Origin of the sequence: Coprobacter secundus subsp. similis (assembly GCF_015097275.1) — a bacterium.
In the GTDB taxonomy this organism is placed as follows: Bacteria; Bacteroidota; Bacteroidia; order Bacteroidales; family Coprobacteraceae; genus Coprobacter; species Coprobacter secundus.
On record NZ_AP023322.1, the window covers coordinates 3,976,727 to 3,989,542 of the forward strand.

13 protein-coding genes, 1 tRNA gene and 1 pseudogene are annotated in these 12,816 nt (G+C 38.8%); 8 read left to right on the plus strand and 7 right to left on the minus strand.

From position 1 onward, the window contains the following. Positions 1-20: 20 nt before the first annotated feature. The 5 genes and pseudogenes from Cop2CBH44_RS15695 to Cop2CBH44_RS15710 all read left to right on the plus strand — a co-directional run bounded on the left by Cop2CBH44_RS15695 (position 21) and on the right by Cop2CBH44_RS15710 (position 5,543). Entirely contained in the window at positions 21-1,349 is a 1,329-nt protein-coding gene (locus Cop2CBH44_RS15695; protein ID WP_021930073.1) for a UDP-glucose dehydrogenase family protein, read from the plus strand. After that, positions 1,346-3,157 (plus strand): annotated as a pseudogene (gene recQ, locus Cop2CBH44_RS15700) (DNA helicase RecQ); the annotation flags it as partial. The gene Cop2CBH44_RS15695 and the pseudogene recQ, both read left to right, overlap by 4 nt. A gap of 9 nt (positions 3,158-3,166) precedes the next feature. Further along, positions 3,167-3,484 (plus strand): helix-turn-helix domain-containing protein, encoded by a 318-nt coding sequence (locus Cop2CBH44_RS16570; protein ID WP_257606539.1) that lies wholly within the window; start codon positions 3,167-3,169, stop codon positions 3,482-3,484. Positions 3,485-3,973: 489 nt separating this feature from the next. Next, positions 3,974-4,046 (plus strand) — tRNA-Lys (locus Cop2CBH44_RS15705). A gap of 270 nt (positions 4,047-4,316) precedes the next feature. Continuing rightward, the gene (locus tag Cop2CBH44_RS15710) at positions 4,317-5,543 is read left to right on the plus strand and encodes a site-specific integrase (RefSeq protein WP_200755184.1); all 1,227 of its coding nucleotides are present in this window, start codon (positions 4,317-4,319) and stop codon (positions 5,541-5,543) included. Positions 5,544-5,924: 381 nt separating this feature from the next. On the opposite strand, the gene Cop2CBH44_RS15715 is transcribed toward Cop2CBH44_RS15710, so the two are convergent. The 7 genes from Cop2CBH44_RS15715 to Cop2CBH44_RS15745 form a co-directional block, all read right to left on the minus strand. Then, entirely contained in the window at positions 5,925-6,785 is an 861-nt protein-coding gene (locus tag Cop2CBH44_RS15715; RefSeq protein ID WP_005943280.1) for an RteC domain-containing protein, read from the minus strand. A 17-nt stretch (positions 6,786-6,802) separates the two neighbouring features. Beyond that, positions 6,803-7,771 (minus strand): permease, encoded by a 969-nt coding sequence (locus tag Cop2CBH44_RS15720; RefSeq protein WP_200755185.1) that lies wholly within the window; start codon positions 7,769-7,771, stop codon positions 6,803-6,805. Between the two features lie 45 nt (positions 7,772-7,816). Continuing rightward, positions 7,817-8,266 carry an arsenate reductase ArsC gene (locus tag Cop2CBH44_RS15725; protein ID WP_103983152.1) on the minus strand — a complete coding sequence of 150 codons (450 nt, stop codon included), beginning with the start codon at positions 8,264-8,266 and terminating at the stop codon, positions 7,817-7,819. Then, complete coding sequence (locus tag Cop2CBH44_RS15730) at positions 8,263-8,976, minus strand: aromatic aminobenezylarsenical efflux permease ArsG family transporter (RefSeq protein ID WP_005943274.1); 714 nt, start codon at positions 8,974-8,976, stop codon at positions 8,263-8,265. Before Cop2CBH44_RS15730 ends, Cop2CBH44_RS15725 begins: the two co-directional genes overlap by 4 nt. A 10-nt stretch (positions 8,977-8,986) precedes the next feature. After that, on the minus strand, positions 8,987-9,391 hold the full coding sequence (locus Cop2CBH44_RS15735) for a nitrophenyl compound nitroreductase subunit ArsF family protein (protein WP_200756005.1): 405 nt from the start codon (positions 9,389-9,391) through the stop codon (positions 8,987-8,989). Positions 9,392-9,402: 11 nt separating this feature from the next. Further along, positions 9,403-9,633 (minus strand): thioredoxin family protein, encoded by a 231-nt coding sequence (locus tag Cop2CBH44_RS15740; RefSeq protein ID WP_005943271.1) that lies wholly within the window; start codon positions 9,631-9,633, stop codon positions 9,403-9,405. Positions 9,634-9,703: 70 nt separating this feature from the next. Beyond that, a complete protein-coding gene (locus tag Cop2CBH44_RS15745; protein WP_005943269.1) occupies positions 9,704-10,084 on the minus strand; it encodes an ArsR/SmtB family transcription factor in 381 nt (126 codons plus the stop codon). A 544-nt stretch (positions 10,085-10,628) separates the two neighbouring features. Here Cop2CBH44_RS15745 and Cop2CBH44_RS15750 point away from each other — a divergent pair. From Cop2CBH44_RS15750 to Cop2CBH44_RS15760, 3 genes are all read left to right on the plus strand, one after another. Further along, a complete protein-coding gene (locus Cop2CBH44_RS15750; RefSeq protein WP_154668485.1) occupies positions 10,629-11,165 on the plus strand; it encodes a hypothetical protein in 537 nt (178 codons plus the stop codon). Between the two features lie 226 nt (positions 11,166-11,391). Beyond that, positions 11,392-12,249, plus strand: coding sequence for a helix-turn-helix transcriptional regulator (locus tag Cop2CBH44_RS15755; RefSeq protein ID WP_338025685.1), 858 nt, complete (start codon positions 11,392-11,394; stop codon positions 12,247-12,249). Positions 12,250-12,260: 11 nt separating this feature from the next. Beyond that, positions 12,261-12,812, plus strand: coding sequence for a 3'-5' exonuclease (locus tag Cop2CBH44_RS15760; protein WP_021930068.1), 552 nt, complete (start codon positions 12,261-12,263; stop codon positions 12,810-12,812). Positions 12,813-12,816: the final 4 nt, after the last annotated feature.

The window sequence follows — 12,816 nt, forward strand, 5'->3', positions numbered from 1 at the left end:
ACCTTAAAAAATTAGTAAATATGAAGATTGCTATTGTCGGTACTGGATATGTAGGACTGGTTACGGGTACTTGTTTTGCTGAGATGGGTTTGAATGTGATTTGTGTAGATGTTGATAAAAGTAAGGTTGAAAAATTGGAGAATGGGGTGATTCCTATTTATGAACCCGGCCTTGAAGAGTTGGTACGGAAAAATCATAACGATGGGCGCCTTTCGTTTACTACTGATTTGGAGTCTTGTATCGATGATGTCGATATTATATTTATAGCGGTGGGTACGCCTCCCGATGAGGATGGCAGTGCCGATTTGAAGTATGTGCTCGAAGTAGCTCGTACTATTGGAAGAAGTATGAAAAAATATGTTCTGGTCGTTACTAAAAGTACTGTACCGGTAGGAACCGCTGCTTTGGTACGTTCTACAATTCAGAAAGAGTTGGATGATAGAGGTTTGAATATAGATTTCGATGTCGCGTCTAACCCGGAATTTCTGAAAGAAGGAAATGCCGTGATTGATTTTATGAGACCAGACCGAGTAGTCGTAGGGGTAGAGTCTGAGAAGGCTCGGAAGCTGTTGTCTAAATTGTATAAGCCGTTTATGCTGAATAACTTTCGTGTTATATTTATGGATGTGCCTTCAGCAGAAATGACAAAATATGCAGCTAATGCCATGCTGGCGACACGTATTAGTTTTATGAATAGTATCGCTAATCTGTGTGAGGCGGTAGGGGCTGATGTCAATATGGTCAGGGCGGGAATCGGCTCTGATATGCGTATTGGGAAAAAGTTTTTGTATGCAGGATGCGGTTATGGAGGCTCTTGTTTTCCGAAAGATGTAAAGGCTTTGATAAAGACTGCGTCAGAATATGGGGTGGATATGGAGATACTTCGGTCTGTTGAGAAAGTGAATGCATATCAGAAAGGGCTTTTGTTCCGTAAGTTTTCATTATATTATAATGGAGACTTGAAGGGAAAGACTGTTGCTATATGGGGGCTTTCTTTCAAGCCTGAAACTGACGATATGCGCGATGCTCCTTCCGTAGTACTTATACGCTCGTTGATAGAGGCGGGATGCAAGGTCAGAGCATATGACCCTATAGCTATGGATGAGGGGAGACGGATATTGGGAGACGAATGTGTGTATTATGCAAAGGATATGTATGATGCTGTTCTAGATGCTGATGGCTTGTTTTTGGTGACTGAGTGGAAACAGTTTAGACTGCCGGCCTGGAATGTAGTGAAAAAGGTGATGAATCATCCTTATATTGTCGATGGCCGTAATATATATGATGTGGAAGAATTGCGTTCACTGGGTTTTGATTACGAATGTATAGGACGAAGATTTGATAAATGACAGATAAATGCATCAGTGCACAGGAGGCATTACGGAAATATTTTGGCTATGATACTTTCCGTCCGTATCAGGCCGAGATAATAGAGGCTGTTCAGGAAGGACATGATTGTCTGGTCTTGATGCCTACGGGGGGAGGCAAGTCTATTTGTTTTCAGATTCCGGCATTGATAAACCAAGGGCTTGTCGTTGTTGTATCTCCGTTGTTGGCTTTGATGAAGGACCAGGTGGATGCTTTGCTTGAGAATGGTATTCAAGCAGCGGCATTAAACAGTATACAAAGTGAGGATGAGGAGCTGGTAATAAAGATGAAGGCTCGGCAGGGAGATATACGTTTGTTGTACATATCTCCAGAACGGCTATTGAGTGAGTTGGATTATTTGTTGCCGTCGTTGGATATATCATTATTTGCTATTGATGAGGCTCACTGTATATCTCAATGGGGGCATGACTTCAGGCCGGAATATAATAAATTGTCAGTTTTAAAGGAACGTTTCCCGACCGTTCCTATGATGGCACTTACTGCTACAGCTGATAAATTGACTCGGAATGATATTATAACGCAATTAGGACTTGATTCTCCTCGCATATTCATTTCCTCTTTTGACCGCCCTAATTTGAGCTTACATGTCATAGGAGGATATAATAAGAAACAGAAACTGGCCGCAATATATTCGTTTATACAGAGACATGCCCGACAGAGCGGTATTATCTATTGTTTGAGTAGAAGTAATACTGAAATGGTGGCACAAGAGTTGTCCCAATTGGGAATAACGACAGAGGTATATCATGCCGGGTTGTCGGCTCAGCAAAGGGAGAAGGCGCAAGCTGCGTTTTTAAATGATGAGGTACAAGTAGTATGTGCTACTATAGCATTCGGTATGGGTATTGACAAATCCAATGTACGATGGGTCATCCATTATAATATGCCTAAAAGTATCGAGTGTTATTATCAAGAGATAGGGCGTGCAGGGAGAGATGGTATGCCAAGCGATACTTTATTGTTTTATTCGTTGGGTGATGTGGTGATGCTGTCGAAGTTTGCTCGGGAGAGCGGGCAGAGCCAGATGAATATGGAGAAGCTGCATCGAATGCAGGAGTATGCAGAGTCTCCGATATGTAGGCGGCGCATACTTTTAAATTATTTTGGAGAAGAAGTTGAGAAGGACTGTGGCAATTGCGATATATGTAAAAATCCACCGCAACGTTTTGACGGCTCTGTCCTCGTACAAAAGGCTTTAAGTGCTTGTATAAGAACTGGCGAGTCGATTACGGTACAAGTATTGATTGATATTTTAAGGGGTTCTCATAAAGCGGAAATTTTAGAGAAAGGATATGACCGAATAAAAACGTTTGGAGCGGGGGAAGACCTTTCGTTTCGTCAGTGGCAAGGTTATTTGTTACAGATGATGCAGTTAGGATATTTCGAATTATTATATAATGAGGGCAATCGTATAAAAGTGACCCCGTCAGGGTGGAAAGTATTGAGAGGGGAGCAGATTGCCATGTTGACATTTGTAAGTAATGAATTGATAACTGAACGAAAAGATAAGAAGAAAGGGAAGAAAACCGTTGATACTCCGATGGTTGAGCGTAGCCCGGATGAGAGATTATTTGATTCGCTTAGTATGTTGCGTTCACGGTTGGCAGCAGAAGAGGGAAAACCGGCATATATTATTTTTACCGATAAAGTTTTGCAAGAATTGGTAATACATAAACCCGTATCGTTGTTCGATTTTGCCCGTATTAGTGGTATCGGAGTGGCAAAGGTAAGTAAATACGGGAAAGAGTTTGTTGGTTTGTTACGTAAAGAACTGGGCTTGAAAAGAGAAAAAGGCGATACTTATGCCGAAACTTTAATGCTATTGATGCAGAATTATTCGATAGAGGAGATTGCATCGGCAAGGGATTTGAAACCGGTAACAGTGTATAGCCATATTGCATGGCTTATTAAAGAAAAGAAGTTTACCGAATGGCATCGTTTCCTGACAGTGTATGAAATAGAGGCTGTGGCCGGAGCTTTGAAAAATGTAAATTATACCGGAGAATTGAAACCGATATATGAGGCTTTGAATGAAGAGATAGATTATGGAAAGATACGGCTCGCTATTGCTGTGTTGGAATTGGAGAATGAGTGATTCTGATAATTCATTTTACATATAATTTTAATGTTGTTATGAACTGGTCTAACTTTTCCAATAAAAAAATATTATCAGGTCATTTTTGCGTTTTCTTTCGGTCTCTATCCTCTTTTTCACACGCCAGATAGCTTGTTATCTTCCTCATAAAACGAAAAAATATCCTCGAAAGAAACTTTCAAAATTGACCCGAGCAAAATTTAGATGATAGCTTCTAAAAGCAAAAATATAGCAGCGGGATAAGAGGAACATTTGGGGTAGTTTTATAAGGGGTGTTCTTTTTCGAGAGTTTTTAAGCTAAAGATTGGGTCTATCTTAGATGGATTTTTTTTGTTGAGTAATTTTCTTGAAATAGAAGTCTTTGATAGTTAGACTGAAAGAGTATACATTATGGATTTGGGTTAAAAAAAGTATTCTGATTGTTTGCAGATATAAAATAAAGTATTACCTTTGCAACGCATTTGAGAAATCGATGCACACATAACAGGAGATTCGCTAGCTCAGCAGGTAGAGCACAACACTTTTAATGTTGGGGTCCTGGGTTCGAGCCCCAGGCGGATCACAGAAACGCTGGACAGAAATGGACAGTAAATGTACAACTCCTACAATATCAAGGTATTGTAGGAGTTTTTCTTTGTATAATGTCTGTGACCTAAGACACGAAAAGGTCACAAAAAGACACACTTTCGTGACCAATTCGTGACCTGTCCACCCTCTAAGATTTTAGGTCACGGAATGTCCAAAATTGGCGGTTTGTTGTCTTGATTTGTCCGTACTGCAAATATCTCATTTTCAGTTTATCAATTTAAGTTTGTAACTAAAAAAAGAGATTATGAGAAGTACTTTTAAGCTACTCTATTTCGTCAAACGAAATGCAGTAAAGAAGAACGGTAATGCACCGATTATCGCACGTATCACTATCGACCAAGTTGTAGCCCAGTTTAACACCAAACTGGAAATAAATCCGACTCACTGGAGCGTGGAATTAGGCAAGGCTTCCGGCAGAACCGCAGAAGCCGTACACATCAATTCCATGCTGGAAAGTATTCGTAGCACAGTTCATCAACATTACCATGCGTTAATGGCGCAAGACGGATATGTAACCGCAGAACTGGTAAAGAACGCTTTTTTAGGTAAGATAGCAAGGGAACGGACTTTGATAGAGTTCTTCAAACAGCACAACGAGCAGTATTTGCAAAAGGTCAAAATGAATATCGCAGACAAGACCTATTCACGTTATGAACTGACAAAGAAACGGCTTATGGAGTTTATGAAGTTTAAATACTCCGTTTCCGATATGCTCATTAAAGATATAAATGTGGTATTCATTGAAGATTTCCTGTTGTATATCAAGAATAACTATGGGTGCAGCCATAATACGGCTATGAAGTTCATACAACGTTTTCGCACGGTAGTAAACTTTGCCAAGAATACGGGTTTAGTGACTGCCGACCCTTTTGGGAGTTATCGGGTAAGGTTTGAACGTACCGATAGGGATTACCTGACTATGGAAGAAATTACCACCATTTACAACCACGAGTTTAGCTCTAAACGGTTGGAGCAGGTACGTGATTTGTTCATTTTCAGTTGTTACACGGCACTTTCATACATTGATGTATGCGAGTTAAGGCAGGAGGACATTCGCACCGGATTTGACGGTAATTTGTGGATTATACGGAAAAGACATAAAACAAATGTTACATCTACTGTCCGATTGCTGGATATACCAAAAGTCATATTGGAAAAGTACAGAGACAAATTGCCAAACGGTAAGATTTTGCCAGTTATCAGCAATCAGAAAATGAATGATTACTTAAAAGAAATCGCAGCCATTTGCGGGATTGAAAAAACCTTGACCTACCATGTAGCCCGGCATTCGTGCGCCACTTCGGTGCTGCTCGCAAACGGTGTTCCCATTGAAACTGTATCTAAGATTTTAGGTCATACCAACATCAGAACTACTCAAATTTATGCGAGGATTACCGATTTGAAAGTAAGTGGCGACATGGAAATGTTGGCTCAAAAACTGGACGTTCCAAATCGTACTGCCAGCCGTTGAAATCGTGTTATCGTCAGATAACAGCAAGGTGTGATTTGTGGCACACAAATCTGTTTTCCGTGCCGCAAAACACCTTGGGCAAATTCACTCCAAAGTCGTGTTGCCAATGAAAGAAAGACATTTCCTAACTAAAGATTTTTTCGCTCGTCGGGACGGGTGGTCCCGCCCCTTGCCGCTGGGCGTTCCCCGACCGATGAGTTTATTTTTGTAATTCTGCAATCTTGTTTTATTGAAATATTGATAGCCTGATTGATTGAAAGCAAGATTTCAAGAAAACTGGATTGATTGAAAACAATAAACCATTCAGTATTTCAATCAATATTGAATGGTTTATTTATTATCAAGAATATAATTACTTGCGAAAAGAAAATAAAACTCGCATCATGTATCGTTTTCATCCATTCTTCGGAGCAGACTTTTTTGCAATGTCTCCAAATACCGAGTTCTATTTATTTTACGGCTTCGCATTTCCAAATAAGAATGATATAAATCACCAATATCTATACTGAACACATTTTCAAAATATCCTGCAATCTCTTTTAAAGTAGCCGTTCCTTTATTAAAATCCCCATTCGCTTCTAAAGCATAAATCAGTTCTACCAACGCCCTTTTAGAGCCAGTCCAACGCAAAATACTTTCTACAACCTGTCCGTTATCCGCTTTGCGCTGTACAATACGCTCCAATTCCTGCAATCTGTTAGTCAAATAGATTTTCAACAGTTCGTTAGTAATAATTTTAGCCACTTTAAAATCATATCCGGTTGAATATAGAGGGTCTTTATCAATATGGGAACTGTCTGTACATATTCGTAAATCATTTTGATTTCGGGTAAAATAGTATCTATCCAAATAAGTAGATTTAGAACGGTAATACTGGTAAAAGTCCAAATTCCTACTGAAATAGAATGTTAAACTATTTAGTTCATTGTACAGATATTCTTTTTGCGCAACATCACTACCTGTTGGGAATTTACTTTCTATAACATAAATTTTGTTGTAGTACATATATTTACTTAATACTTCCGGCTTTAGTTCTTTAAAGAAATAGATTTCTTCCGCCTCGTCCCTAAACTGATAATTTACTGTATGCTTCCTAAGTTCATCACACAAAGGTCTAATAAAACGCATCATGTGTAACGCCCTATCAATCCCTATACATTCGTCAGAATTAGAAATATTTATTTCGGTCTGTATCTGAAAGAGTAATTTACTAACGTAGCTTTTAATTGCTGCATATTCCATACTCACAACATATTGCGCTATAACATAATGTTATAAAGATAACCTAATACAATAATAAATAAGGTTATCAATCCAAAGAATATCCCTATCAGCCGCCAAGTCATTACTTTTTTCAACAGCGTAGCTTCGGGCAATGACAGCCCAACAACTGCCATCATAAAAGCAAGCGCAGTTCCTATGGGGATACCCTTAGCTACAAAAACTTCAATTACCGGTACTATTCCGGCAGCATTGGCATACATTGGAACTGCCAACACTACTGATAAAGGAACTGCAAACCAATTATCCTTAGACATATACTGCTCAAAAAATCCTTCCGGTACATAGCCGTGCATAAATGCACCGATACCGATGCCGATAAGGATATACAGAAGTACACCTTTGACAATGCCCCATGCTTCTTGCATGATAATCGGCAATCGTCTAAAGAACGGAGTATGCTCTTTTTCCCATGTTCCGGAGTCGGAAGTTGAGTTTTGCTGAATTTGTTTTACCCAATCACTCAAATAAGGCTCCAATTTCATCTTGCCCAAAATAAATCCACCTACCATACCTAACAGAATACCGCTAATCACATAAATAGAAGTAATACGCAACCCAAAAGTGCCGATAAACATGGCAACAGCAACCTCATTCACCAAAGGCGAGGTTATCAAATAGGCGAATGTTACCCCTAAAGGAATCCCCCCTTTCACAAACCCGATAAACAGCGGTATGGAAGAACAGGAACAGAACGGGGTAATAGCACCAAATAAGGCTGCAAAGAAATATTGCAATCCATATAGTTTACGAGAGGTCAAATAATTGCGCAAACGTTCTATCGGGAAATAAGCATTTATAATTCCCATTATCACGCTGATAAAAAATAATAATATCAAAATCTTTATCGTATCGTAAAAGAAGAAGTTTATAGCTTCTCCTAAAGCTGTTGAAGCATCCAAACCGAAGATGTCATACACCAGCCAATCTGCAAACCTTTGTATCATAATCCTATTATTGTTTGTAATAATACGAACATATTACCTAAAAAATTAGCGATTACAAGCACATTTAGGCAGTTCTTGTTTTTTTATCTCTGTAATGTAGAACTTGGCAAATTCATTCTTGATTTCATTACGCACTCTTTCAAATTCGCTTCTGATGAAGTCCGTTGTCCCTATTACTTCCGAGGGGTCATCAAAACCAATATGCAACCGTTTCCCTACATTGCCCTCAAAAGCCGGACACGTTTCGTTAGCACTACCGCATACTGTTATCACATAATCCCATGTATCACTTAAATAAGCAGTTACATTGGTAGGAATATGCTTACTTATATCAATGCCAACTTCTGCCATTGTCTTAACAGCCAAAGGATTAACTTTCTCAGCCGGATGCGTACCAGCGGAATACACTTGTATATTCTTATCAAACGATTGCAGGAAACCATGCGCCATTTGGCTGCGACAGCTATTTCCTGTACATAAAATTAAAATTTTCATATTATACCCCAATTTATCAATCCATAATAAATGCCAACCAAAATAAACAGTATAGCTACCATGTTATTAAACCACTTCTGAAAAGTCTGCACACGGTTATAAAACTTTCCTATCCCTGCTACACTGTATGCCAAAATCCAAGCGACAAGCATAACTGGGAGCCCTGTTGCCAATGCAAAAATGACAGGTAGCAAATACCCCTCACTTTCCATAGCTGACATGGGAATAAGCATGCCAAAATAAAATAGACCACTGGTCGGACAAAATGCCATGGCAAACAATATCCCCAGCAACAAACTACCCCATGAGCCTTTTAGTTTTTCTGTCTTTTCAGTAGCGGAAAATCCGAACTTAGGTAATTGCAATTTATCTCCGAATAGCATAAACAGCCCTATCAACATCAAAGCAGGAGCAAGCAGCAGTTCCCCCCATTCGCTGATACCTTTTTGTATGGCAAACATATCTGCACCCTTTCGGAGTATTGCGATAAGTATCGCGCCTAATGCAGAATAAGCCAATACACGCCCTAAAGTATATAAAACACCATTTGTAAATATCCGGTTACGGTTATTTATATCCTTACTGATAAATCCAATAGCGGTAATGTTGGTAGCCAATGGGCAAGGACTTACAGCAGTCAACAGACCGAGCAGAAAAGCGGTAATAATAGGTATCTCACTATTATCCAACCATGTTTGCAAGTATTCCATAAGACTGTATTTATTTTAGCAACTGATTGATTTTCTGTTTTAATTCTTTCTTGAAAGCCGATGTATTGTTTCGGGCATTCTGAAAGCCAAAGCGTGTCATGTCGTTACGTTCTTCTTTACCGTTCTTCCATTTATTAACATAAAGAGAAGACCAACTTACACGATATTTCTCTGCCAGCTTCTCGCCTTCGGGAGTTGAAATATCTACTTCTTTGAAACGTAGTTTGCCATTTTTAACCAACTCTGCCAAATCTGCATTGACCACTTCTTTCGTATATTTCTCAATGGCTTTGCAAGTTACACAACGTTGTTTCCCATGAAAATAAAGAACTTCCACATAGGTATCTGCGGCAATCTGAGCCATTCCCCAAATAGAAAACAAACAAGCAATAGCAAGGAATAAAAAGCGTTTCATCATAATCTGATTTACTTGGTTAATACATCTTTTACTTCTTTGGCAGAAAGTTTGCCCTTTGCCACAACCTTACCGTCAACAACGAGAGCAGGAAGCGTCATTACATTGTATTCCATAATCTTCATCAAATCTTCTTCTTTGGTTATTACCGCTTCCAAAGCTAATTCTTTTACTACTTGTTCAACCGTTGCATACAGAGCCTTACAACCTGCACAGCCTGTTCCTAATACTTTAATTTCCATAATTTATAAATTTATTATATTAAACGTAATTCGCAAAACAACGAACATAAATATTAAAAAAAGGGGATTATCAGCAACACTCCCCCGATTTACAGATACATTGCCCGAAAAACTCTTTAAAGAGTTCACGAGCCAATTGCCAATTCTCTCGGTTGATACAGTATTTCACTTTAGGCGTTTCAACCTCTCCTTGTATGAGTCCTGCATCTTTCAACTCTTTCAAGTGCTGTGATACGGTTGCTTTGGCAATGGGAAGTTCTTCGTGAATATCCCCAAAATAACACGTTTTCTGCTTTGCCAAAAAGTGCATAATAGCAATTCGGGCAGGATGTCCCAATGCTTTGGCAAATCTTGCCAACTGTTCCTGCGTAACAGTATAATCTTTCTTTTCTTCCATATCTCGAATATTGTTCGCAAATATACGAACAATATTCGAGATAGCAAATTTCATCATATTTTTTTTCAGTGCAAGGTGCAAGTGCGTATATATATACGCTTGCACCTTGCACTTGAACTATATATATTCATAATCAACCACTTGCATAATTCAAAAATAATGCGTACATTTGAACCCAAGATGTTGGCAGACAGACACCGGACAACAGCAGACAGTTTTTAAGGACTAAAGCGTGACGGATACAAAGCCAAAATTTCTGAAAGTACTGATATTGAGGAAGAAATAACGTTTGGTTCATAACCCAGGCGGATCACAGAAATGAGGACTTCATTTGAAGTCCTTTTATTTTTTAAAGACATTTACAATTTTTGGCATAGGTGCTCTCGTACATTTGCGATATAAAATAAATTATAAACCGATTTAATTTAGAAATTATGTCAACGACGATTGTTCGAGGGGAAGAAGTAATCCGTATCTGTCCCACACATTCAGCTAAATTGGAGTATTCTGTGAACGAGGGCCGTTCGTGGATTTTACGACGTCGGTAATTTTTGAAAAAATAAAATAGTAAGGGTAATGGTGGTAAAAAGATTATCGAATGAATTTTTGGAAAAAATTCTGGATGATGCCGTATGGAAAGAATTATCGAGGAGTTTTCAGTGGACTGAGCAAACAACTTGAAAAGTATAGGGATAAGGTGAATTGGGAAGAGGTATCGGGCAATGTAGAAATTCTTTGGACACCTATTATGCTGGACAAGTTCAAGCACCGACTTGATTGGACCAAGATATCTTCTACATCAAATCCAATATTATTGAATGTATCTAATATAGAAAAGTTTAAGGACTACTGGGACTGGTCTGAATTGTCCGGGAATCGTAGTCTTGATTTATGTTTTGAGCTTATTGATAAGTTTGTAGATCAATGGGGTTGGAATGAATTGATTAATCGTTATACTGGTGATGTATTTGATGCATTTTATTCTAATGATATGCAACATATTTATTCTTTTGAGTTTCTTGAAAAATATTTGGATAAGATACCCTCTGATACGCTTCAGAATTCCAGGCTTTGGGATAAATTAGTTGGAATACGAAAGAATGAGATGACTTATAAAATAGTGTCCGGTGATTGAATAACAATCTGGTTAATGATACTATGGGAGGAATCGACAAGATATTTTCTATCATGGTATCATTTAATTCTGTGGTATGCCATTTTTTTTCATAGTCAATCTCTATATTTGTACTGTTATTTCAAAATCAAACAAATATGGCAGCTAATCTTTTTGGCCGGTATGTTTGGCTTGTGGATGTCATTCGTCGTTATACCAGTCTGACTTATGAAGAAATTAATGAGTTATGGCAAAAAGCGGATTGAGTTATGGGGACGGTGACGAGTTGCCATTGCGTACTTTTCATAATCATCGTAAAGCTATCAGGGATATTTTTGATATTCATATTAATTGTGATACGAAACATGGTTATCGGTATTGTATCGATGAACCTGAACGTTTGGAAAGCGATAGATTGCGTAATTGGTTGATAGACTCTTATGCTACCTTGAATCAAATACAGGCGGATAAGAAGCTGGAAGGAAAAATCATTTTTGAGGATATTCCTTCCGGTCATTTGTGGCTTACCGCCATTACCGATGCCATGAGGCGAAACAAAGTGCTTTATATTACTCATCAAGGGTTCGGAAAGCCGGAGCCAAACAGTTTCGAAATAGAGCCTTATTACTTGAAAGTGGTAAACCGACGTTGGTATGTAATAGCCCGCAGTCCTTATTATTCAGAACGAAACAAGGCTAAGGGAAACAAACCGGAAGTTGTTTATCTGGTCTATGCGCTTGATAGAATCACCCAGATAGAGGAGACTGATAAGTCTTTTCATTTGAACAAGGATTTCGACGTTGACGAATACTTTGTAGGTTGTTGTGGTGTAATTACTTCGGATGTAGCTATAGAGCGCGTTGTTATTTTAGCCTATAATGGTTTTGCCGATTATCTGCGCATATTGCCTTTACACTCTTCACAAAAGGAATTGGAAAGCAATGATGAATCTACGCTTTTCGAGTATCATGTAAAGCCGACATTCGATTTTTATCAATTGCTTTTGGCTCAGGGCGATCAAATAGAAGTGATAGAGCCGAAGTCGGTACGTGATATGATGCGTAATTTCGTAATAAACCTGATGGATTATTACGGAAGAGGATAGGGAGAACAAAAATGCAAGGATTGAACTTCATAGCCATAGACTTTGAAACGGCTACCGGAAAACGTGCTTCTATTTGCGAAGCCGGCATCTGTATAGTATATGAGGGAAAGATAGCAAAGACTTGTTCGTGGCTTGTACGGCCGCAAGGAAATTATTATAACTATTGGAATATGAGGCTACATGGGATTGGTCCGAAAGATACGAAAGATTCTCCTGAGTTTCCGGAAGTCTGGGCTGAGATATCCGATTACTTGAAAGATTGTCCGGTGCTTGTTTCTCACAATGCGGCTTTCGATATGGGTTGCATTCGCCATTCTTTAGAGTTATATGGACTGGAGAAGCCCGATGTGACTTACTATTGTTCGCTTCGTGCAGCCCGTCGCATTTATGATTTTGATTGTAATACGTTGGATTTTCTTTGCAATCAGTTTGAGATTCCTTGTGGACAGCATCATCGTGCAGGCAATGATGCAGAAATGTGTGCAAGGTTATTCTTGAGGGAAATCAGGGATGCGGGGTATTGCGAGTTGGAGGAAATGAATTATTGTAATGGGAGACTATAATTGA